General features: G+C 53.2%; 19 protein-coding genes. 12 read left to right on the forward strand and 7 right to left on the reverse strand.

Annotation, left to right across the window (positions count from 1 at the left end):
* Window positions 1-29: 29 nt before the first annotated feature.
* Complete coding sequence (gene copD, locus RIN69_RS13200; protein ID WP_313852339.1) at window positions 30-908, reverse strand: copper homeostasis membrane protein CopD; 879 nt, start codon at window positions 906-908, stop codon at window positions 30-32.
* Between the two features lie 3 nt (window positions 909-911).
* On the reverse strand, window positions 912-1,289 hold the full coding sequence (gene yobA / locus RIN69_RS13205; RefSeq protein ID WP_313852340.1) for a CopC domain-containing protein YobA: 378 nt from the start codon (window positions 1,287-1,289) through the stop codon (window positions 912-914).
* 163 nt (window positions 1,290-1,452) lie between these two features.
* Between yobA and RIN69_RS13210 the strand changes: the two genes are divergently transcribed.
* The 3 genes from RIN69_RS13210 to exoX all read left to right on the forward strand — a co-directional run bounded on the left by RIN69_RS13210 (window position 1,453) and on the right by exoX (window position 3,186).
* Window positions 1,453-1,683 carry a DNA polymerase III subunit theta gene (locus tag RIN69_RS13210; protein WP_313852342.1) on the forward strand — a complete coding sequence of 77 codons (231 nt, stop codon included), beginning with the start codon at window positions 1,453-1,455 and terminating at the stop codon, window positions 1,681-1,683.
* Window positions 1,684-1,756: 73 nt separating this feature from the next.
* Entirely contained in the window at window positions 1,757-2,500 is a 744-nt protein-coding gene (locus RIN69_RS13215) for a carbon-nitrogen hydrolase family protein (RefSeq protein WP_313852343.1), read from the forward strand.
* Between the two features lie 26 nt (window positions 2,501-2,526).
* A complete protein-coding gene (gene exoX, locus RIN69_RS13220; RefSeq protein WP_313852344.1) occupies window positions 2,527-3,186 on the forward strand; it encodes an exodeoxyribonuclease X in 660 nt (219 codons plus the stop codon).
* On the opposite strand, the gene RIN69_RS13225 is transcribed toward exoX, so the two are convergent.
* The gene (locus RIN69_RS13225; protein ID WP_313852345.1) at window positions 3,187-5,250 is read right to left on the reverse strand and encodes a prolyl oligopeptidase family serine peptidase; all 2,064 of its coding nucleotides are present in this window, start codon (window positions 5,248-5,250) and stop codon (window positions 3,187-3,189) included.
* 104 nt (window positions 5,251-5,354) lie between these two features.
* On the opposite strand from RIN69_RS13225, the gene RIN69_RS13230 reads away from it, so the two are divergent.
* Window positions 5,355-5,807, forward strand: a complete 453-nt coding sequence (locus RIN69_RS13230) for an acetyltransferase (protein ID WP_313852347.1) — start codon at window positions 5,355-5,357, stop codon at window positions 5,805-5,807.
* Window positions 5,808-5,832: 25 nt separating this feature from the next.
* Here RIN69_RS13230 and RIN69_RS13235 read toward each other — a convergent pair whose 3' ends face one another.
* On the reverse strand, window positions 5,833-6,489 hold the full coding sequence (locus RIN69_RS13235; RefSeq protein ID WP_313852348.1) for a tellurite resistance TerB family protein: 657 nt from the start codon (window positions 6,487-6,489) through the stop codon (window positions 5,833-5,835).
* 112 nt (window positions 6,490-6,601) lie between these two features.
* The gene (locus RIN69_RS13240) at window positions 6,602-6,916 is read right to left on the reverse strand and encodes a YebG family protein (RefSeq protein WP_313852349.1); all 315 of its coding nucleotides are present in this window, start codon (window positions 6,914-6,916) and stop codon (window positions 6,602-6,604) included.
* A gap of 136 nt (window positions 6,917-7,052) precedes the next feature.
* Here RIN69_RS13240 and purT point away from each other — a divergent pair, with 136 nt between their 5' ends.
* Window positions 7,053-8,231, forward strand: coding sequence for a formate-dependent phosphoribosylglycinamide formyltransferase (gene purT / locus RIN69_RS13245; protein ID WP_313852350.1), 1,179 nt, complete (start codon window positions 7,053-7,055; stop codon window positions 8,229-8,231).
* Between the two features lie 42 nt (window positions 8,232-8,273).
* Here the strand turns inward: purT and RIN69_RS13250 are convergent, their stop codons facing one another.
* Together RIN69_RS13250 and zwf are read right to left on the reverse strand one after the other, a co-directional pair.
* The gene (locus RIN69_RS13250) at window positions 8,274-8,912 is read right to left on the reverse strand and encodes a bifunctional 4-hydroxy-2-oxoglutarate aldolase/2-dehydro-3-deoxy-phosphogluconate aldolase (RefSeq protein WP_313852352.1); all 639 of its coding nucleotides are present in this window, start codon (window positions 8,910-8,912) and stop codon (window positions 8,274-8,276) included.
* Between the two features lie 224 nt (window positions 8,913-9,136).
* Complete coding sequence (gene zwf, locus RIN69_RS13255) at window positions 9,137-10,612, reverse strand: glucose-6-phosphate dehydrogenase (protein WP_313852354.1); 1,476 nt, start codon at window positions 10,610-10,612, stop codon at window positions 9,137-9,139.
* 385 nt (window positions 10,613-10,997) lie between these two features.
* On the opposite strand from zwf, the gene RIN69_RS13260 reads away from it, so the two are divergent.
* From RIN69_RS13260 to RIN69_RS13290, 7 genes are all read left to right on the forward strand, one after another.
* Window positions 10,998-11,867: a MurR/RpiR family transcriptional regulator gene (locus RIN69_RS13260; protein WP_313857741.1), complete on the forward strand. Its 870-nt coding sequence runs from the start codon at window positions 10,998-11,000 to the stop codon at window positions 11,865-11,867.
* 127 nt (window positions 11,868-11,994) lie between these two features.
* Window positions 11,995-13,437: a pyruvate kinase gene (gene pyk, locus RIN69_RS13265; RefSeq protein ID WP_313852355.1), complete on the forward strand. Its 1,443-nt coding sequence runs from the start codon at window positions 11,995-11,997 to the stop codon at window positions 13,435-13,437.
* Between the two features lie 445 nt (window positions 13,438-13,882).
* Window positions 13,883-15,436: a pyridoxal phosphate-dependent decarboxylase family protein gene (locus RIN69_RS13270; RefSeq protein ID WP_313852356.1), complete on the forward strand. Its 1,554-nt coding sequence runs from the start codon at window positions 13,883-13,885 to the stop codon at window positions 15,434-15,436.
* A gap of 10 nt (window positions 15,437-15,446) precedes the next feature.
* Entirely contained in the window at window positions 15,447-16,751 is a 1,305-nt protein-coding gene (locus RIN69_RS13275) for a lysine N(6)-hydroxylase/L-ornithine N(5)-oxygenase family protein (protein ID WP_313852357.1), read from the forward strand.
* 49 nt (window positions 16,752-16,800) lie between these two features.
* On the forward strand, window positions 16,801-19,113 hold the full coding sequence (locus RIN69_RS13280; protein ID WP_390902542.1) for a GNAT family N-acetyltransferase: 2,313 nt from the start codon (window positions 16,801-16,803) through the stop codon (window positions 19,111-19,113).
* 91 nt (window positions 19,114-19,204) lie between these two features.
* Entirely contained in the window at window positions 19,205-20,437 is a 1,233-nt protein-coding gene (locus tag RIN69_RS13285) for an MFS transporter (RefSeq protein WP_313852359.1), read from the forward strand.
* Between the two features lie 135 nt (window positions 20,438-20,572).
* Window positions 20,573-21,778: an anthrax toxin-like adenylyl cyclase domain-containing protein gene (locus tag RIN69_RS13290; protein ID WP_313852360.1), complete on the forward strand. Its 1,206-nt coding sequence runs from the start codon at window positions 20,573-20,575 to the stop codon at window positions 21,776-21,778.
* Window positions 21,779-21,861: the final 83 nt, after the last annotated feature.

Below are 21,861 nucleotides of genomic sequence, written 5' to 3' on the forward strand. Positions count from 1 at the left end.
GCGCCCGAACTCTCAGGCGCAAAAATAATTTATGCCGGTGCCAGGGTAGCAAAGATGCTGACCAGCATTAGCACCAGCGTACTCAGCAGCAGTTCCGCCTGCGTCATGCGGATAAAACCTTGCTGCGCCCGCTGCCCTGCCCGGCGAAAACGCGGTACCAGCCAGTAGCGATTCAGCAGCGCGATGGCCACCATTAACCCCACCAGCAGAATTTTGATCAGCAACAGCTGACTGTATAACCCGAAGCTGACCAGCGGCCAGCCAAGAATCATCAGAGCGTTGATAATACCGGTGAGTATCACCAGTGCAACCGCCAGATGACCATAGCGCGAGAAACGCATCATGGCGCGTATCGCATCACTGCGCAGCGCAATGTTACGTGCATCGGCCATTAACAACAGCAATGGCAGTAAACCACCCACCCAGAATGCCGATGAGATCAGATGCAGTGCATGATTAGCGCGTTGCAGTGCGCCCGGCCAGCCATCCAACATCGCAGCATGACCAACAAAGGCCAGCCCGATAAGCTGGGCCAGCCCCAGTGTCAGCAGCAACGGCTGACGCCATACGCCGCGCCGCAGAAAAGCCGCACAGGCAATGAGCGGCAGGATAATTTGCCACTGCCAGGCTTCGCCGAAGCCGGTGCCGAGCACTGCCCGCCAGGTATCAGGATCGGAGATATTACGCCAGTCACCGCTCATCAGGCCGGTCTGCGCGGCCAGTAAAGCCAGCGCGCTAAGTAATGCAACCACGCTGCTTGTCAGCATCAGTGGATGCAGCCGCTGGGCCAGGTGCGCTTTAAAGCGTTTCGGCGACAGCAGTGCGCTGTAAAACGCACTGCCGGCCAACAGCATTACTGCGGCGAAATGCAGCCAGCGGCAGGCGATATATAACGTGCTGAGCGACATCAATTACTTCACGCTGAAGCTGTAGTTCCCTTTGGTTTTGTGACCATCAACTGATAATACATGCCACTTAACCTGATACTTACCGCTGGTCAGCGGCTGTTCCAGCGGAACAATCAGCTGATTCTTTTTCGCGCCATTGCGTTGCGCTTTGGCGACGGGCAAGGCCTTGTTATCCGCGCCGCTGATTTCCAGCCCGCTGAAAGCTGGCTCAATATCTTCCGAAAAAGTCAGCGTCAGCGCCTGAGGTGCCGCGTCAACATTGGCATCTGCCGCCGGAAACTGACTTTTCAGATGCGCATGCGCCAAAGCAGATTGCGAGAAAGCCACCGTCGCCAGCAGCGCTGTGGCGGTGAATAATGAGGAAAATTTACGGTTAAACATCGGATCATCCTTCTGTGCTGCAGCCGGCAGGCTGCCGATGAGAGCAAAAGAATACTCCGCTAATAAAGGGCTGTCGAGGCGATAACAGCTATCGATGCGCGCCTCTGCTTGCCAATTATGCTTATCTGCATTACTTTTTGCCGCACAGCAACAGGAGAAGAAAATGAGTCATAATTTGGCGACACTGCCGCAAGAAGAAAAAGATAAAATTAATGTCGATTTAGCCGCCGCCGGCGTGGCGTTTAAAGAGCGCTATAATATGCCCGTTATTGCGGAAATGGTGGAACGCGAGCAGCCGGAAGCGCTGCGCGACTGGTTTCGCCAGCGCCTGATGCAGTATCGTCAGGCATCACTCAGCCTGTCTCGTTTACCTTATGAGCCGAAGCAAAAATAACTGATGCATCGCTTGAGATTAGCGGTAAATTGCGATGATATAATCGCACCTCAATCTGAATTCAGGAATCGGTATGTTGCCCTGGAGTGTCGCCGCTGCACAGTATGCTTCCCGCTCTCGTGATATCGACGGGAATATCTCTCACCATCTCTCATTTATTCAGCAGGCGAGCCGCCAGCAGATCGATCTGCTGTTATTTCCTGAGCTTTCCCTGAGCGGTTATGAACTGGAAGTTGGCCCACAATTGGCTCTGTCGCTGAATGATGCGCGTCTCGTTCAGTTCGCAGAAGCCGCTCATCAACACCAGATGAATATTATTGTCGGTATGCCGTTACGGGTTGACCACCATTACCATATTGGCGCGGTGACCTTTCTGCCCGACGGCACCCGTTTTGCTTATGCCAAACGCCATCTGCTTGGCAGTGAAAGTCAGTTCTTCCAGCCAGGACGTGGCGGGCCAGTTTTCGGTACGCCAACCCGTAATGTGGCGATTGCGGTCTGTGCCGATATTGTGATTGAACAATTTGCCCGTGACGCGGCCGAATGCGGTGCAGATCTCTATGCCGCCAGCGTGTTAGTTTCTGAAAAAACTTATGACAGCGATTGCCATTCTCTGTCGCGCTGGTCTGCTGATTACCGTATGGCAGTACTGATGGCTAACCATGCGAAACCGACCGGTGGCTATGAGAGTAATGGCGGCAGCGCCTTTTGGGATGCCGAGGGTAATAAAGTCATCTGCAGCGGAAGCGGTGAACTGCTTATGGTCGTACGGCGCACACCTCAGGGTTGGCAAGGCGAAATCCATCCGTTAGGCTAAGCGCAATTTTGTCGGGAAGGTAAATCATGTTACGCGTAATCGATACAGAAACCTGTGGCCTGCAAGGCGGCATTGTTGAAGTCGCTTCGGTGGATGTTATTGACGGCCAGATCGTCAATCCGATGAGCGACCTGGTCTCACCTGACCGGCCAATCAGCCGCCAGGCGATGGCAATTCATCGTATCAGTGAAGCGATGGTGATCGGCAAGCCGCCGATTGAACAGGCGATTAGCCGTTATCATGGCAGCCCTTACTATGTGGCGCACAACGCCAGCTTTGATCGCCGGGTGCTACCGGAAATGCACGGCGAGTGGATCTGTACCATGACGCTGTCACGTAAACTGTGGCCGGGAATTAAATATGGCAATCAGGCGCTGCGCGAAAGTTTACAGCTGGATGTCACTCCACCGGCGGAACTGCATGCGCACCGTGCGCTATATGACTGCTACGTCACCGCCGCCTTGTTGATTCGCATTATGCAAACTACCGGTTGGGATGCGGCAGAAATGCTGGCGCGGATGCAGCCCAAAAGTGGCAACGATACTTTCCCGTTTGGCAAATATCGCGGACGTAAGATTGAGGAAGTAGCGAAGCGCGATCCGGGATATCTTAAGTGGGTACTTAAAAATATCCCGAACCTGAAAGCCGACCTGCGCAGCGCGATGCAGCACCATCTGGCTGACTGATTAGCTGGCGTTGCCGGTGGTTAACGTCCCCTGCGCCAGCCCAATCAGAAATGCATACTCCAGCGCCACCCCTTCATAGGCCTTAAAGCGCCCGGACTTACCGCCGTGGCCAGCATCCATATCGGTCCACAGCAGCAGCAGATTATCGTCAGTTTTCAGCTCGCGTAGCTTCGCTACCCATTTGGCAGGCTCCCAATACTGCACCTGAGAATCGTGCAGCCCGGTGGTGACCAGCAGATGCGGGTAATGCTGCGCGCTGACGTTGTCATACGGGCTGTACTGCCGAATATAATGATAGTACTGCTGTTCAGACGGATTGCCCCACTCATCATATTCGCCGGTGGTCAGCGGGATCGACTCATCAAGCATGGTAGTGACCACATCAACAAACGGTACCTGCGCTACCACACCATGATAAAGCTGCGGCTCGCGGTTGATTACCGCCCCCATCAGCAATCCTCCGGCGCTGCCGCCCATCGCATACAGCCGCCGTTTATCACCATAACCCTGCTGCAATAAACTGTGGGTGACGTCAATAAAGTCATTGAAGGTGTTGAGTTTATTCAGCAGACGACCGTCGTCATACCACTGCTGCCCCATTTCACCGCCACCGCGTATATGTGCCAGCGCAAAGACAAAACCGCGGTCAAGCAAGCTCAGACGGCTGGCGCTGAAATCGGCGTCCATACTGCTGCCATAGGAACCGTAGCCATACACCAGCAGTGGATTTTTACCCGGCTGATAGTGTTGGCGGTGATAAACCAGCGATACTGGCACTTCAACGCCATCACGTGCTTTCACCCACAAACGCTCGCTGCGGTACTGACTGGCGTCAAAGCCTTTCACTTCCGACTGTTTCAGCACCTGACGCTCGCCAGTATCCAGATCCAGCTCAAACAGCGTGGAAGGCGTGGTCATCGATGAATAGCCGTAGCGCAGCTTGCTGCTCTCCGGTGTCGGATTATAAGAGAGCCAGGTGACGTAAGCCGGATCGTCAAACGCAATGCCAATTGCCTCTCCATTTTGCCAGTTTATTTGCCGCAGACTGGTCAGGCCCCGCTGGCGCTCCTCCACGACCAGCCAGTCACGGAACAGCTGAAAGTCTTCCAGCACGATATTATCGCGCGCGGCCACCAGCGTTTCCCAGCGGGTGACGTCGCTAAAGTCGGTGCGATAGAGGCCAAAGTTCTTGCCCTCACGGTTTGAACGTACATAGAGATGGCCGTCGTAGTGATCAAGGGAATATTCATGATCTTTAACGCGCGGGCAGAATATCTGCGGTTTGGCTTCGGCATCGTCGGCATCGAGCAGCAGGATTTCACTGGTGGTACTGCTGTTCAGCGCAATAACAATAAACTGCTCTGACGTCGTTTTATGCACGCTAACGTAGAAGGTGTCATCCAGCTCTTCATACACCAACTGGTCAGCACTCTGCGGCTCGCCGAGGGTATGACGCCACACCTGCCACGGCAGTAGCGTGGTTTCATCTTTCAGCACGTAATAGAAAGTTCGGGAGTCATTCGCCCAGGCAAAGCTGGATGAGACATTTTGCAATACTTCCGGATACCAGCTATCGCGGGTGAGATTACAAAAGCGAATGCCATACTGACGACGAGACAGAAAATCTTCCGCCAGCGCCATAATCTGATTATTGGGGCTGATATCCAGTGCCCCCGTGGTATAGAACTCGCTGTGTGTTGCGCGCTGGTTGGCATCCAGCAGCGTATCCCACTGTTCTGGCGTGGTGGTTTCGGCAAGCTGGCGCGTATAAATCGGATATTCATTGCCGGATTCATAGCGACGCTGATAACGATAGCCATTTTTCACGTAGGGCACGGAATGGTCCTGCTGCGGAATGCGATCGATCATTTCCTTCAGCACCTGTTCCTGCAACGCTTGTTGCGAGGACATTACACGCTGACTATAGTCGTTTTCCTCCCGCAAATATTCGAGCACCGCCGGATCTGCGCGCCGATCGTCGCGCAGCCAGTAATAGTCATCCTGGCGCGTTTCGCCATGCAGAGTCATTACGTGAGGAATTTTCTTTGCGGTTGGAGCAGTCATAATCCGTTTACACCCTTGAGTCAGTTGAGCTAAGGGTGGCATCTGGCGTTGTGATTGCCAAGCGGTAAAGGTAAATTAAACAAGCAAGTAATAAGGAAATCCCCATGATTCGCCCGGCTTACCCCTCTGAATACACAGTACTGACCGAACTCTGGCAGCGCTCAGTGAGCGCAACCCATGACTTTCTCTCTGTACAGGAGATCGCACGCCTGAAGATTTGCGTTGAAAATGAGTATCTTCCCAACGTTAACACCTATGTGTGGCTGGATAACAACCGGCGGCCGGGTGGATTTATTGGCGTAGTGGAACAGCGGATTGAAATGCTGTTTATTGATCCCGATCTACGTGGTCAGGGCATCGGCAGGCAGCTGGTCAATTTTGCTGTTGGCCAGCTAGCCGCCCGCGAGCTGGACGTTAACCAACAGAACCCGCAGGCGACCGGATTTTATCTGAGTATGGGATTTGAGATAACCGGACGCTCAGCACTGGATGCTCAGGGAAAACCCTATCCTTTACTGCATATGCGCCTGCCAGAGAGTGAGAACAGGCCAGATTAGCGGCCGGACTTGTCCGGCCTGACAATCAGGCAGTGAGTTTATTCTTCTCTTCGCGGATATCGTTTTCAATGCCATCCCGGACATCTTGCGGGATTTTCAGCGCGTCGCCCAGCGCCTGCAAATAGCTGCGCTCCATAAAATGGTCAACATCAATTACCGCATTACTCAGGAAGTAAAGTTCCAGCGCTTCTTCTTCATTGCGGATGTCATGAGCCAGCAGTTGCGGGTCGAGTGGTTGCTCGATAGCTTGTTGGATAAGCTTTTCGCCCTGCGAACCAATGCCTAACTGATGCACATTTTGTTCAATTGACTGACGTTCCTGCGCATCGATATGCCCGTCACTTTTCGCGGCAAACACCAGCGCTGTGATTAAGCGTGCCGCACGGGAATCAACCGGCGTTTCACTCTGGCCGAATTGTGGTTCATCGCGGTGGGTTTCACTGACGCGCTGTTTGTATTTGTTCCATAACACGGCACCTACCGCCGCGCCACCGCCGATAATCAACGCGTTTTTACCGTATTTGGTCAGCAGGCTACGCGACGACTTGTTGGCGATCAGCAACCCCGCAAGACCGCCGAGCGCACCTGGCGCCAGCATTTTACTCAGCCCTTCGCCGCCGCTTTTACTGCCGCTTTTGCTGTTACCCAGTACCGACTGAATTTGTTGTAGCCAGTTATTCATCTTATTTCCTTTAAAAGAACCGATGAACTTCAGAGTAGAACAACATGCGTCAAGAAGCGTAAGCAGAAGAAAAGTCGGGAAAACATCGGATCGCCTGAATGCGACCCGACGATTACGCCACTTTTACCGCACGCACCGGCTTACTTTTACCCTGCTCTGCCTCGTCATCAGACGCGACGGCGGCGCTGCTTTTTGGCAATTTACTGGTGCGCAGGATGTGGTTTACCGCATCTTTATTTTCTGCCAGATGCATGCCCAGCGCTTCTTGCTGCGCTTCATCCAGCTCAATACCGCTTGTCATCAGCCAGTCAGTGAAAACTTCTGCCATATCAAGCATTTTGTCATAAGCATCCGCTTCTTTTTTACTGGCAAACGTCATCTTTTCCTCACCTTTTCTGACAACGACATATTTTACTTCGATAGCCATGATTTTCGCCCATTTAACTGTATTTATATCCAGTATAGCAGCAGCTTTTTTTGCGATCAAGCCGGCGAAGCAGATGTGCACGCAATCGTTTTCGTTTATACTGCGCGCGATTTTTTCATCTCTTCAGGTAGGTATTATGTCGACTCTTGGAACCGCGCTGCGCCCTGCCGCAACTCGCGTGATGCTTTTAGGTTCAGGTGAACTGGGTAAAGAAGTGGCGATCGAATGTCAGCGTTTAGGCGTTGAAGTAATTGCTGTAGATCGCTATGCCGATGCACCCGCGATGCATGTGGCTCATCGCAGCCATGTGATCAACATGCTGGATGGCGAAGCGCTGAAGGCACTGGTTGCGAAAGAGCGTCCTGATTATATCGTGCCGGAAATCGAGGCCATTGCCACCGATATGCTGATCGAGCTGGAAAAACAGGGTCAGCGCGTAGTACCGACTGCCCGTGCCGCCCGCCTGACGATGAATCGCGAAGGTATCCGTCGTCTGGCCGCTGAGGAGCTGGCGCTGCCAACCTCCAGCTACCGCTTTGCCGACAGCAAAACCGCTTTCCTGCAAGCCACCGAGGAAATTGGCTTCCCGTGCATCATTAAGCCGGTGATGAGCTCATCCGGCAAAGGCCAGAGCTTTATCCGTACAGCTTCACAGCTCGATCAGGCATGGGACTACGCGCAGCAAGGTGGCCGCGCCGGAGCAGGCCGGGTGATCGTTGAAGGCGTGGTGAATTTCGATTTCGAAATTACTCTGTTGACCATCAGTGCCGTCGACGGCATCCACTTCTGCGCACCAATTGGTCATCGCCAGCAGGATGGCGATTATCGTGAATCCTGGCAGCCGCAGCAGATGAGCGAGCTGGCGCTTAAGCGCGCCGAAGAGATTGCGGAGAAAGTGGTCAGCGCCTTAGGAGGTCATGGACTGTTTGGCGTCGAACTGTTTGTCTGTGGCGACGAGGTGGTGTTCAGCGAAGTGTCACCGCGTCCGCATGATACCGGTATGGTAACGCTGATTTCACAGGATCTGTCTGAGTTCGCGCTGCACGTGCGCGCTTTCCTCGGCTTACCGGTTGGCGGAATCCGCCAGTATGGCGCGGCGGCCTCAGCGGTAATTTTGCCGCAGTTGGACAGCGATAACCTGCAGTTTAGCGGCGTGCCGGCAGTGCTGGGTGCTGGTCTGCAGCTGCGTCTGTTTGGTAAGCCGGAGATTCGCGGTCAGCGCCGCTTAGGCGTTGCGCTGGCAACCGGAGACAATATTGATCAAGCCGTCGAGCGCGCGATTGCCTGCGCAGCGGGCGTGAAAGTCAGCGGCTAACATTGCAGGGGCGTAGTTAAAACGCCCCTGCACTTTCAGCGCTTAACGTGCGCCCGCCACCGCTTCACGCGCCAGATCGGTAATTCGCTGATAATCTCCGGCTTCCAGCGCATCCGCGGGCACCAGCCAGGAACCGCCAATACAGAGCACGCTTTTCAGCGCCAGATAGTCACGGTAGTTGTTCGGCGTAATGCCGCCGGTCGGGCAGAAACGCACCTGAGGGAATGGACCGCCAATTGCCTGCAGCGCTTTCACGCCGCCGTTGGCTTCCGCCGGAAAGAATTTGAACTCGCGCAACCCGTATTCCAGACCGGTCATCAGCTCTGACACCGTGCTGATACCCGGAATCAATGGAATCGGGCCTTCAACCGCCGCTTTAACCAGTGACTCAGTCAGTCCGGGACTGATGACAAATTGCGCCCCCGCTTCCGTCACTTCCGCCAGCTGCTGAGTATTCAGCACGGTACCTGCGCCGACAATCGCCTCCGGCACCTGCTGGATTATCGCACGCAGCGCGTCCATCGCCACCGGCGTGCGCAGCGTCACTTCCAGCACGCGAACCCCGCCCGCAACCAGCGCTTTCGCCATCGGAACAGCATGTTCCAGTTTATTGACGACGATAACCGGAACTACCGGTCCGGTTGTCAAAATCTGTTCAGCGCTCGTCTTCCAGTTCTTCATCAGTGTCGTTCTCCGGTCGAGCCTGCTGCCTTTTCCGGTGGCGACAGCGGGCGAAAGTGACGCGCATCCGGCGTCAGGAAAGTGATAGCGCATCTACCATACATGATTTAGCTGAACGGCGTCCATGCCATCAGGTGATTTTTAAAACTGCGGTTCATTTTTTCAAATCCCCGACAACACCGACAAAAAAACCCGCCGAAGCGGGTTTGATTATTAACGATTAATTACTCGAACTCATTCCAGGAGCGGCCATCACGGGTAATCATCGCTACGGAGGCGACGGGGCCCCAGGTACCTGCCTGATAAGGCTTAGGCGCTTCGTTATCCGCAGCCCAGGCATCCATGATGGAGTCAACCCACTTCCACGCCTCTTCCACTTCATCGCGGCGCACAAACAGCGCCTGGATGCCGCGCATGGTTTCCAGCAGCAAACGCTCATAAGCATCGGCCAGATGCGACTGGTTAAAGGTTTCGGAGTAGCTTAGATCCAGCTTGGTGGTTTGCAGGTTATGTTTATGATCGAGACCCGGCACTTTATTCAGAATCTGAATATCCACGCCTTCATCTGGCTGCAAGCGGATAGTCAGTTTATTCTGCGGCAGCTCTTGCCAGGACTCTTTAAACAGGTTCAGCGCCGGGTTCTTGAAGTAGACCACCACTTCAGAACATTTGGTTGGCAGACGTTTACCGGTACGCAGGTAGAACGGCACACCCGCCCAGCGCCAGTCATCAATATCCACCCGGATCGAGACAAAAGATTCGGTATGGCTGGATTTGTTTGCGCCCTCTTCTTCGAGGTAGCCCGGCACTTTTTTGCCCTGCACAAAACCAGCGGTGTACTGACCACGCACGGTTTTTTCACGCACGTTAGTGTGGTCGATACGGCGCAGCGAGCGCAGCACTTTAACTTTTTCGTCGCGGATTCGGTCAGCAGAGAGGTCTGCCGGTGGCGACATGGCAATCATGGTCAGAATCTGCAGCAGGTGGTTCTGAATCATATCGCGCATCTGACCCGCCTGGTCGAAGTAACCCCAGCGGCCTTCGATACCTACTTCTTCTGCAACGGTAATCTGCACGTGGTCAATCGTGCGGTTGTCCCAGTTGGAGGCAAACAGCGAGTTAGCAAAACGCAGCGCCAGCAGGTTCAGTACCGTCTCTTTACCCAGATAGTGGTCGATACGGAACACCTGGCTCTCTTCGAAATACTCGCCAACCTGGTCGTTAATTTCGCGTGAGGTCTCCAGTGAGGTGCCCAGCGGCTTCTCCATCACCACGCGTGCCGGCATCGCATTCAGCTTCGCCTGGCCCAGACCTTTACAGATGGCGCCAAAGGTGCTTGGCGGCATCGCGAAATAGTTAATCGTCACGCGTTTTTTCTGATCCAGCATCTTGCCCAATTTCGGGAAGTGTGAAGTCTCATTTACGTCGAGGTTACAAAAATCGAGGCGGTTGCTGAGCTTATCCCAAAGTGCCTCATCGATTTTCTCTTTCATGAAGGTTTCCAGCGCTTCACGCGTGACTTTGGTATAAGCAGCTTTATCCCAGTCTGCACGGCCAACACCGATAATGCGCGAGTCTTCATGGATCTGACCGGCTTTTTCCAGTTGATACAGTGAAGGCAACAGTTTCCGGCGTGCAAGATCGCCCTTGGCACCGAAAATAACCAGATCGCATGCCTGGGCTGTTTGTGTTACCGCCATTTTAATCTCCTCGTTTCCGGATGAATCTGACTTGCGGATTCCGTAATCAGTCAGACTCTTAATTGTAATTTTCTTTCAATACAATGTACTTCTTTGGCTATGGCGCGTAAACCTGCGCGGCGTCTGCCAGGCCAATGTATTTGCCAATGTCCAATTTACTGGCTGTTTAAATCAGCAATAGGTCAGTTTGTGCGTAATTTTTCGACTTTTTTGTTACCGTTTTACCATTATGAAAATCAGACCCAGCTCATACTCTGATAAAAAATGTAAAGATTGGCCGTCTGGCTCTGCCTGTCATCCGTTATGGCATTGTATATTCTCTACAAAATGACATCGATTTCTCCTTTGAATGAAATCGTCAGAATTGATGAGTGGTTATCCCCCGATGAATATGCTGGAAAAAATTCAGACTTCTGTTGAATACCTTAGCAAATCTGAACGCAAAGTTGCTGAGGTGATCCTCGCCGCGCCACAAACCGCCATGCACTCCAGCATCGCCTTGCTGGCGCGTGCAGCGGAAGTCAGTGAGCCTACGGTTAATCGCTTTTGTCACCGGCTGGAAACCAAAGGGTTCCCCGATTTTAAACTGCAACTGGCCCAAAGTCTGGTCACCGGCACGCCGTATGTCAGCCGTAACATTGATGAAAATGACAATGTCGACTGTTATACCGGCAAGATTTTTGAATCGGCGATGGCCGGTCTGGACCAGGTACGCCAGCATCTTGATATCAGCGTGGTCAACCGTGCGGTCGACCTGCTGACCCAGGCAAAGAAAATCGCCTTTTTTGGCCTCGGCGCCTCGGCGGCGGTGGCTCATGATGCGATGAATAAATTTTTCCGCTTCAATGTTCCTGTCATCTATTCCGATGATATTGTGATGCAGCGCATGAGTTGCATGAACAGCGCAGAAGGTGACGTGATCGTGCTGATTTCGCACACTGGCCGCACCAAAAATTTAATCGAACTGGCACGTCTGGCACGCGAAAATGACGGCACCGTGCTGGCAATTACCTCACCCGGCTCTCCGCTGGCGCTTGAGGCTTCACTGGCGCTGACCCTCGATGTGCCTGAAGATACCGACATTTACATGCCAATGGTCTCGCGCCTGGCGCAATTAACCGTGATCGATGTGCTGGCAACCGGTTTTACTTTACGTCGGGGACCAAAATTCAGAGATAACCTGAAGCGCGTCAAAGAAGGTTTGAAAGAATCGCGGTTAGATAAGGACGCGGCAACCTCGCTCTTTCCGCGCTAGCATTCAACTACTATTAAAATCAGGGGGTCGACCAGGTATGCCCCTTGTTATATAAATGTTATAACCAGAACAGATGAACCCGTGATTGCTATGGCAACACCACGTTTACAAGTCAACGGAGTCCTACATGTCAAGACGTCTCAGAAGAACCAAGATTGTAACTACCTTAGGCCCGGCAACCGATCGCGATAACAACCTTGAAAAGATCATCGCTGCTGGCGCTAACGTTGTTCGTCTTAACTTCTCGCACGGTACGCCTGAAGATCATCAGCTTCGTGCCGATAAAACCCGCGAAATTGCAAAAAAACTTGGCCGTCACGTGGCGATCCTCGGCGATCTGCAAGGTCCGAAAATTCGAGTTTCTACCTTTAAAGAAGGCAAAGTTTTCCTTAATCTCGGCGATCGCTTCCTGCTGGATGCCAACCTGAGCAAAGGCGAAGGCGACAGAGAAAAAGTCGGCATTGATTATAAAGGCCTGCCGGAAGATGTGGTGCCTGGCGATGTGCTGCTGCTCGACGACGGGCGCGTACAGCTAAAAGTACTGGAAGTTCAGGGCATGAAAGTGTTCACCGAAGTCACCGTCGGGGGGCCACTTTCCAATAACAAAGGCATTAATAAACTTGGCGGTGGCCTGTCGGCAGAAGCGCTGACCGAAAAAGACAAGGCTGATATTCTGACCGCAGCTAAAATCGGCGTCGACTATCTGGCCGTCTCTTTCCCGCGCTGCGGCGAAGACCTGCACTACGCACGTCGACTGGCACGTGAAGCTGGCTGCGACGCGATGATCGTTTCAAAAGTCGAGCGTGCAGAAGCGGTGGCCACCCAGGCCGCAATGGATGATATTATTCTTGCCTCAGACGTTGTGATGGTGGCGCGTGGCGATCTGGGCGTCGAAATTGGCGATCCTGAACTGGTCGGTATTCAGAAAGCACTGATCCGTCGTGCGCGTCAGCTTAATCGTTCCGTTATCACTGCCACCCAGATGATGGAATCGATGATCACGAATCCAATGCCAACCCGCGCAGAAGTGATGGACGTGGCGAACGCAGTGCTGGATGGTACGGATGCGGTAATGCTTTCTGCCGAAACCGCCGCCGGTCAGTATCCGGCGGAAACCGTTTCAGCGATGGCGAAAGTTTGTCTGGGTGCGGAAAAGATCCCGAGCATCAACGTATCCAAACACCGCCTTGAAGTACAGTTCGATAATATCGAAGAGGCGATTGCCATGTCGGCCATGTACGCTGCTAACCATCTGCAAGGGGTGACGGCGATTATCACCATGACCGAATCTGGCCGCACCGCGCTGATGACATCACGTATTACGTCTGGCCTGCCAATTTTCGCCATGTCACGTCATGAGCGTACGCTGAACCTGACGGCGCTGTATCGTGGCGTTACGCCGGTTTACTTCGACAGTAATAATGACGGCGTGGCAGCGGCTAACGATGCCATTAACCTGCTGCGTGATAAAGGCTTCCTCGTTTCCGGCGATCTGGTTATCGTCACTCAGGGTGACGTGATGAGTACCGTCGGTACTACCAATACCAGCCGCGTGTTACGCGTCGAATAATTTCTGCCGTAACCGATTGGGCTGCCCTTGCAGCCCAATTTTTTGCCCTTCCCTGCTGAAATATCCTCCACCCGCCACCAATAGCCCGATAGTCACTCTGGTTTCCCCGGCACAAAAATGTGATCTGCATCACAAATTTAACATCAATAAAGCTTAACACTTTCATGTAAGAATAAACTCATTGAATGCTAATGATTACTATTTATAATCTCATTCACACCAATAAAAGGTAACATCCGGGTAACATATAGTGATTTAACCTTATGAAATGAGTGATTATCGCGCACTATCGACTTCTGACGCTGTTTTAGCGCATTAATCGAACAAGTGTGTTTCTGATAATTCTTAAATAGCATTTAACTGATGTCTTCTGACATCGCAGGGTAAACGGCTGTCATGTTGCTATGGCGGCAGGGTTTCTTACGTCCAAAAAAAGGTACAGGGTATGGTCTTTGGTTCTCAAGCAGCGCTCACTGCCTCACAGTTTCAACAACACCCCGATGAGGCGGCTGGTGATATGCTGTTTAATGCCGCCCAGCTTGATGCATATTCGCAACAAACGCTGACGGCGCTGCAATTAATCAACAACACCATTCAGCAGGTCGAAAAACCTTTTAGCGGTATTCTTCCCCATGAGCTGGCACCGGCGTTTAACGCTGTCGACCTTAATGCCCCGCTGCTGAACAGCGACGCGGCTCTGGAAGAGCTGTCGCAGCTCTATCTGCGCGATGCGGTCTACTTCCATCATCCGAAATATATTGCCCATCTGAACTGCCCGGTGGTACTGCCTTCACTGCTGGCAGAGCAGATTATGAGCGCGGTAAACAGCTCGGTCGATACCTGGGATCAGAGCGCGGGCGGCACCTTAATTGAACAGAAAGTCATCGACTGGACGTTAAGCCGTATCGGCCTGCCCGCCAGTTCAGACGGTATCTTTACCAGCGGTGGTACCCAGTCAAATCTGATGGCAATGCTGCTGGCCCGCGACAGCTGGTGTGCTAAACATCGCCCGGGCCATTTGATTAAGCAGAAAGGCCTGCCGCCGGAAGCCAGTAAGTGGCGTATTTTCACCTCAAAACTGAGCCACTTCAGCATTCAAAAATCGACGGCGATTCTCGGCCTCGGTTACGACGCGGTGATTGCCATCGATCACGATGAGCACTACCGCATGGACGCCACGCTGCTGGAGCAGGAAATCCAGCGCTGCCACCAGCAAGGGCTGATTCCGATTGCGGTCGTTGCCACCAGCGGCACGACCGATTTTGGCAGCATTGATCCGCTTAGCTCGGTGGCGACGCTCTGCCAGCATTACGGTTTATGGATGCATGTTGATGCCGCTTACGGCTGCGGCCTGCTGGTTTCACCGCAGCACCGTCAGCGCCTGAACGGCATTGAACAGGCTGATTCAGTCACGGTTGATTACCATAAATCGTTCTTCCAGACCGTCAGCTGTGGCGCGTTCTTTGTCCGCGACCGTCAGCACCTTAGCCACGTTACGGTGCATGCCGATTATCTGAATCCGCTCAGTGCGCAGCAGGAAGGCACGCCAAATCTGGTCAATAAAAGCATTCAGACCACCCGACGTTTCGATGCGCTGAAAATGTGGATGACGCTGCGCATTATGGGGCCGGATGCACTGGGCGAAGCCTTCGATACGCTGCTTGACCTGACCCGCACCGCACATCAGCTACTGACAGCCCACCCGTCTATTGACGTGCTGCATCAGCCAGAGCTGACGACCCAGATCTTCCGCTATTTACCACGCCCTGGCGTCAGCGATGCGGTGGTCGATGAGATCAATGCGCAGATCCGAAAATCGCTGTTCCGCTCCGGTAACGCGGTAGTGGCTGGCACCAAAGTGAATGGCCGCCAGTATCTGAAGTTTACCCTGCTGAATCCGGCCACCACCTCAGCAGACCTGGAAGACATTATTGCGCTGGTCGCACATTACGGACGTGAACTGGCGCGAAGTCAGAGCCTGAGCGCGGTTAATCAGTGAGAGCAAAACCATGAATGACAAGATTTATGATTTTATCGGTATTGGCATCGGCCCGTTTAACCTCGGCCTGGCCTGCCTGACAGATCCAATTGAAGGCGTGGACGGCGTATTCCTCGATCAGAATAGCGGATTTGACTGGCACACCGGCATGATGCTGGAAAGCGCGCATCTGCAAACGCCATTTATGGCCGACCTGGTGACGCTGGCCGACCCGACCAGCCGCTTCAGCCTGCTTAACTATATGAAGCAAACCGGCAAGCTGTATCGTTTTTATATCCGTGAAGACTTCTTCCTGATGCGCAAGGAGTATAACCAGTACTGCCAGTGGGCCAGCGCCCAACTGGATAATCTGCACTGGAATACCCGGGTTGACTACGTCAGCTATGACGAGCAGCTGCAATGTTATCGCCTGCGCAGCGTCTCAACGCAGACCGGCGAAACGCAAAGCTGGCTGGCACGCAAACTGGTGTTGGGCACCGGCCCGAGCGCGTGGATGCCGCCATGCAGCCGCCCGCATCGTCAGCGCCTGACGCACTCCAGTGAGTATCTGGCAGACAAAGCGGCGTTACAGCAGAAAAACTCGATCACCGTGCTGGGCAGCGGCCAGAGCGCCGCCGAGATCTTCTACGACCTGCTATGTGATATCGACACGCATCATTATCAGCTGAACTGGATAACCCGTGCACCGCGCTTCTATCCGCTGGAGTACACCAAGCTGACGCTGGAGATGACCTCGCCGGAGTGGATTGACTATTTCCATGCCCTGCCCGCCAGCAAGCGGGATGAGCTGAATGCTAAACATAAGAATCTGTATAAAGGGATTAACAGCTGTCTGATCAACGACATTTATGACCTGCTGTATGTGAAACAGCTGGATGGCGATCTTAACGTCAATCTGTTTACCCACGCTGAACTGAACGATATGCGCTGGCTGCCGAGCGGTGAATTTGAGCTGGCGCTGCATCAGCAGGAGCAGGATGTCGACTTTGTCCGCCGCAGTGAAGGGCTGGTGATGGCGACCGGTTATCAGTACCAGCCACCGATGTTCGTCGAAGGCATTGCCGATCGCCTGCGCTGGGATGAGAAAGGCCGCTATGACGTGCAGCGTAACTACAGCATCGATCAGCATAACCAGGTGTTTGTACAGAACGCCGAACTGCACACCCACGGCTTTGTCACGCCGGACTTAGGCATGGCCTGCTATCGCAACTCGGTGCTGATTCGCGAAATTACCGGACGTGAGATCTATCCGGTCGAGCGCCAGATTGCTTTCCAGACTTTTCCGGCTCAATCGGAGGTGCGCAGTGAGCGATAACACTCTCTGGCGCGCTACCCGTCCGGCGGGCCAGTTCACCCTGCGTCCAATGCAGGCAGAGGATGCCGAACGGGTTTACCGCTGGGTGACGCAGGATTATGCGCGTTTCTGGGGCATGCAGGATGATTCTTTCGAGACGGTCGCGGGTTTCTATCGTGAACTGACGCGCGATAACCCCAACGCGGCATTGATTGGCTGTTGCAATCAGCAGCCGGTCTTTCTGATGGAGTTCTACCAGGCGCAGCAGGACCAGGTCGGTCAGTTCTATCCGGCACGCGATGATGATTACGGCATGCACATCCTGATCGCCCCGGCAGAGAAACCGCTGAAACAGTTTAGCTGGCAGGTGTTCAGCACGGTAATGGATTACATGTTCAGCCTGCCGCAGGTCGGCCGGGTGGTGGTAGAACCGGATGTGCGCAACCACAAAATCCATCCGCTGAATAAACGTGCGGGCTTTCGCTATCAGCACACCATCGATATGGGCCATAAAACCGCCTGGCTGGCGTTCTGTCAGCGCGATGACTATCAAAAAGCTTTATTGCAGGAATCTTTAACTATGAATAACAGCTCAACGCTGCTGACCGGCAGCCATCTGGCCAGCGACAACTGGACGCTGGCAAACCGCCTGTTAATCCGCAAGGCGATTGCCGAGTTCGCCCATGAAAAACTGATTGAACCAAAAAAAGTGGCGTCAGCCGGTAAACTTGACCGTTACAGCCTGGCGGTGCCGGGTGCCGAAGCGGAATATCAGTTCTGCGCGACGCGCATGGCGCTGGATCACTGGTCGATCGACCTCGACTCGCTGATCAAGCATCAGAATGGCGAACCGCTGAGGCTGGATGCGCTTAGCTTTATCGTCGAATTCAGTCAGCAGATTGGCATTCCTTCAGCGATGCTGGCGACCTACATGGAAGAGATCACCAGCACGCTGTGCAGCAGCGTGTTTAAACTGCAAAACAATAACCCGGACAGCAAAGCGCTGACCAAAGCCGACTTCCAGACGGTGGAAGCCGCAATGACCGAAGGCCATCCGTGCTTCGTCGCCAATAATGGCCGCATCGGTTTTGATGCCCGCGACTATCTCGCCTACGCGCCGGAAGCCGCCACGCCGGTTAACCTGATATGGGTCGCGGTAAATCTGCGTAATGCGCACTTTTCCAGCCTTGATGAGCTTAACTACCAACAGCTGATGCGTGATGAGCTGGGTGAAGCGACCATCAACGCTTTCAACGCCCGTCTGGATGAAATCGGCGTCGATCGCCAACAGTATCTGTTTATGCCGGTGCACCCGTGGCAGTGGCAGAATAAGCTGCTGACGGTATTTGCACCGGATATCGCCGCGCGCGACATTATTTATCTCGGCACCGGCGACGATCAGTATCAGGCACAGCAATCGATCCGTACTTTCTTTAACCGCAGTCAGCCGAATAAGCGCTATGTGAAAACGGCCTTGTCGGTACTGAATATGGGCTTTATGCGCGGTCTGTCACCTTATTACATGGCCACCACTCCGGCGGTAAACCAGTGGCTGGAAGGCCTGGTGAAAAACGACAGCTGGCTTCAGCAGTGCGATTTTCGCATCCTGCGTGAAGTGGCGGCCATCGGCTACCATAATCGCTACTATGAACAGGCGATCAGCGGCGACTCCGCTTACAAGAAGATGTTTGCTGCGCTGTGGCGTGATAACCCGGTAGCTGCACTACAACCTAATCAGCGCCTGATGACCATGGCGTCGCTGCTGCATATCGATCATCATCAGCAAGCGCTGCTGCCCGCGTTAATTGCCGACTCCGGCGTCAGCGCCGAAAGCTGGGTGAACGCTTATCTGCGCTGCTACTTAAGCCCGCTGCTGCACTGCTTTTATCAGCATGATCTGGTGTTTATGCCGCACGGCGAAAACCTGATTCTGTTGCTGGAAAATAATCTGCCCGTCAGCGCCTATATGAAAGATATTGGTGAAGAGATTGCCGTACTGAATCCGGATGCTGTGCTGCCAGAAAAAGCCCAGCGCCTGGCGGTAGACGTGCCGGAAAATCTGAAGCTGCTGTCTATCTTCACTGATGTGTTTGACTGTATCTTCCGCTTTATTGGCGCTATTCTGGCGCAGGATAACACGCTGCCGGAAGAGACCTTCTGGCGCTGCGTCGCGGATTGCGTAAAACAGTATCAACAGGCGCACCCGCAGTTGGCCAGCAAGTTTGCCCGCTACGATCTGTTTGTACCGGAGTTCGAGCTCTCCTGTCTCAACCGTCTGCAACTGGCCAATAACCAGCAGATGATTAACCTGTCCGATCCGGCAGAAAATCTGAAATTTGCCGGAACGTTGATTAACCCAATCGCCCGATTTGCTGATAAGTAAAACCTCAGTAAACCGCTGTTTACAGAGTTTATCTTTAGCGCGACCGCACTGGCGGTCGCGTTTTTACGTTTACTGGAAACAAGGAGCCTGGATGGCGTCGTACACCCCGGTATCAAAATTGACTTTTCGTCACCTGATCTTCCCCTTCTCGTTGGTGCTGTTCGAGTTCGCGACCTATATCGCCCACGATATGATTCAGCCGGGTATGCTGCTGGTTACCGGCGAATTTAATGTCGGACCGGAATGGGTCTCCGCTTCACTGACCGGCTATCTGGTGGGCGGTGTATTGCTGCAATGGCTGCTGGGCCCGCTGTCAGATAAATTTGGCCGCCGTCCGGTCATGCTGTTTGGCGTGGCGTTCTTTATGCTTTCCTGCCTGGTGATGCACTGGGTGCAGAGCATTGAACAATTTGTCGCCGTGCGCTTTATTCAGGGCATCAGCCTGTGCTTTATTGGCGCAGTAGGCTATGCCGCCGTGCTTGAGGCATTTGATGAAGCGCTGAGTGTGAAAATCACCGCGCTGATGGCCAACGTGGCGCTGCTGGCTCCGCTGGCCGGACCGGTGGCGGGCGCGGCGTTCCTCAGCGTGGGTGGCTGGCGCGATATGTTTTATCTGTTCGCTGCGGTGACCGCCATCGCGCTGATCGGGCTATGGCGCAGCATGCCGGAGACCGCCGGAGATCGAAACGCCTCGGTATCACTGAAATCGATGGGCAAAGGTTATCTGGCGCTGGCGAAAGATCGCCAGGTGATCGGCGGCGCACTGTCTATCGGTATTCTTGGCATCCCGATGCTGGCGTGGGTTGCGTTGTCACCGGTGATTTTGATCCATGACCAGGGCCTCAGCCGCATGCAATATGCGCTGCTGCAACTGCCGGTGTTCCTGGCGATGATCGTCGGTAATTTGACGCTGGGCCGACTGGCAGGACGCGTACCGCTCGAGCAACCGCTCAGGCTGGGTGCATGGCCAATTCTGCTCGGGCTGATTATCGCCGCGTTAAGTGCGTTTATCGACAGTCATGACTATCTGTGGATGATTGCCGGTCTGAGCCTGTATGCATTTGGTTCTGGCCTGGTCAATGCGGGTCTTTATCGCCTGACGCTGTTTTCCAGTGAGGCAGGTAAAGGCAGCGTAGCGGCGATGATTGGCATGTTAAGTATTGCCGCTTTCGCCATTGGCATTGAACTGGCGAAATATGGTTACTTTGCCGGCGGCAATCTGTGGTTCAGCGGCATTAATCTGCTGGCGGGATTGATTTGGTTCGCACTGGTGCGGGGATTTCTGCGCGAACGCCAGCGGCGCAGCCAGATTGTGGCGTTGTAAGCTGTTGAAGCGGCTAAAACTGATTACCGAAGATGCATAAACAGTAGTTTTCCTGGAAAACCGAAAGAAAAGGACTTCTTTTGCGTCAATTATTGTGCCATTTCACATGCCACATCGATTTCACCAGGGAGATATATGACATTAAGCGTGTCAAATTCGCAACGTCCCGTGTCTGCGGAATCCATACACCCGGCATCTTCAGCTGAGTCACAGCCCAAAAACGAGGAAGAACGACTGGCTGAAGTTAAGGAACTCTGCCAAAAGGAAGGGATCGGCGTTGTGGCAGATCATCTCATTAAATTGCAAACGCTGGCGCAAGAGAAAAATTGTATTATCGGTATTCGCCCGGTTGATGTGATGGCAACAGATTTGATTGAGAATGGGCACCCAACGAAAGGATTCCATATAAAAGGAAAAAGCGCAAACTGGGGCCCGCAAGCGGCTTTCATCTGTGCAAAGCAAGAGTTAAGTAAGCTGGCCGATCAGTCAGAGGAAAAGCTGAGGAAATTTAATCAGCAAGTAGCGTGTTGTGTGGCCGAAGGTTACGCCCGGCGGATCCCATTAGAATTGACCCTGGCGCGTCTCAATGTGCTTATCGAAAATAATGTTGTCGATAACGTAAAATATGATGCACGCCGTCATCCTGTTGAATTAGAAGCCAGCACGCCAAAAGGTGTTGTACATAAATTTGAGTTAGCCCTCTCTGATAAAGAGCCAGGAATGTACCTGGTCAGTCATGAAGGTATGCCGGTTGAAGTGCTCGCCCCACCAGGAGAAAATAAAAAACCACTGACAGCCGATTACGACATTTTTTTAATTGCCCCTTTAACCGAGGATTTCGGTGCACAGGATATGTTATCGCTACACGACGTCTCACATGTCGTTTTCAAGACCAGAGTTGATAACTATCGAACTTCCCCTGCAGACCTTGCCGAACCCTTAAAGGCAGCTTATACCCATCCCGGTAAGTTTTATGAGCCAGAAGATAAACAGTTTGGTAATGCTTCTTCACGCATCCTCACTATGATCCCCGAAATTAATCAGCGGCTGGTCGGTAAAGGTGAAGCCGTAGTGCACCATAGCACCGACACTGGCAATCCTGCGACGGATATGGAGGCAAACTTTCCTGCGGCCTTTACCCTGCCTGAACCACTGGATCAGTTCGATGAGATCTGTGTGATAAGAAACGTAGATGAGTTAAAAACGCTGGTGCAGGTTGCAAAAAATGCGGGCTACTATGTGCCGTTAAATCCGCTTTGGAAAAAAGAGATTACCGGTATTCGCTCTTCAGGCTTTAAAGATGCGCAAAACGTCGCCATCCATCACTGGAAACAGGTGTAAGGTTTCCGGACGATCTATTGAGCGTCTTTGGTGCCAACAGCTTGCTTATCAATCTGCACAGGATTGATAAGCAAACCGACCTT

It is taken from the genome of Winslowiella toletana, from assembly GCF_032164335.1.
Taxonomy (GTDB): Bacteria; Pseudomonadota; Gammaproteobacteria; order Enterobacterales; family Enterobacteriaceae; genus Erwinia; species Erwinia toletana_A.

What these genes read in the sequence shown, in the direction of transcription:
- yobA (WP_313852340.1), bottom strand. Translation starts at nt 1,289, where the DNA reads ATGTTTAACCGTAAATTTTCCTCATTATTCACCGCCACAGCGCTGCTG.
- RIN69_RS13240 (WP_313852349.1), bottom strand. Translation starts at nt 6,916, where the DNA reads ATGGCTATCGAAGTAAAATATGTCGTTGTCAGAAAAGGTGAGGAAAAG.
- RIN69_RS13275 (WP_313852357.1), top strand. Translation starts at nt 15,447, where the DNA reads ATGAATGACAAGATTTATGATTTTATCGGTATTGGCATCGGCCCGTTT.
- zwf (WP_313852354.1), bottom strand. Translation starts at nt 10,612, where the DNA reads ATGGCGGTAACACAAACAGCCCAGGCATGCGATCTGGTTATTTTCGGT.
- RIN69_RS13260 (WP_313857741.1), top strand. Translation starts at nt 10,998, where the DNA reads ATGAATATGCTGGAAAAAATTCAGACTTCTGTTGAATACCTTAGCAAA.
- exoX (WP_313852344.1), top strand. Translation starts at nt 2,527, where the DNA reads ATGTTACGCGTAATCGATACAGAAACCTGTGGCCTGCAAGGCGGCATT.
- pyk (WP_313852355.1), top strand. Translation starts at nt 11,995, where the DNA reads ATGTCAAGACGTCTCAGAAGAACCAAGATTGTAACTACCTTAGGCCCG.
- RIN69_RS13235 (WP_313852348.1), bottom strand. Translation starts at nt 6,489, where the DNA reads ATGAATAACTGGCTACAACAAATTCAGTCGGTACTGGGTAACAGCAAA.
- RIN69_RS13230 (WP_313852347.1), top strand. Translation starts at nt 5,355, where the DNA reads ATGATTCGCCCGGCTTACCCCTCTGAATACACAGTACTGACCGAACTC.
- RIN69_RS13250 (WP_313852352.1), bottom strand. Translation starts at nt 8,912, where the DNA reads ATGAAGAACTGGAAGACGAGCGCTGAACAGATTTTGACAACCGGACCG.
- RIN69_RS13270 (WP_313852356.1), top strand. Translation starts at nt 13,883, where the DNA reads ATGGTCTTTGGTTCTCAAGCAGCGCTCACTGCCTCACAGTTTCAACAA.
- RIN69_RS13285 (WP_313852359.1), top strand. Translation starts at nt 19,205, where the DNA reads ATGGCGTCGTACACCCCGGTATCAAAATTGACTTTTCGTCACCTGATC.
- RIN69_RS13280 (WP_390902542.1), top strand. Translation starts at nt 16,801, where the DNA reads ATGCAGGCAGAGGATGCCGAACGGGTTTACCGCTGGGTGACGCAGGAT.
- RIN69_RS13225 (WP_313852345.1), bottom strand. Translation starts at nt 5,250, where the DNA reads ATGACTGCTCCAACCGCAAAGAAAATTCCTCACGTAATGACTCTGCAT.
- RIN69_RS13290 (WP_313852360.1), top strand. Translation starts at nt 20,573, where the DNA reads ATGACATTAAGCGTGTCAAATTCGCAACGTCCCGTGTCTGCGGAATCC.
- copD (WP_313852339.1), bottom strand. Translation starts at nt 908, where the DNA reads ATGTCGCTCAGCACGTTATATATCGCCTGCCGCTGGCTGCATTTCGCC.
- purT (WP_313852350.1), top strand. Translation starts at nt 7,053, where the DNA reads ATGTCGACTCTTGGAACCGCGCTGCGCCCTGCCGCAACTCGCGTGATG.
- RIN69_RS13215 (WP_313852343.1), top strand. Translation starts at nt 1,757, where the DNA reads ATGTTGCCCTGGAGTGTCGCCGCTGCACAGTATGCTTCCCGCTCTCGT.
- RIN69_RS13210 (WP_313852342.1), top strand. Translation starts at nt 1,453, where the DNA reads ATGAGTCATAATTTGGCGACACTGCCGCAAGAAGAAAAAGATAAAATT.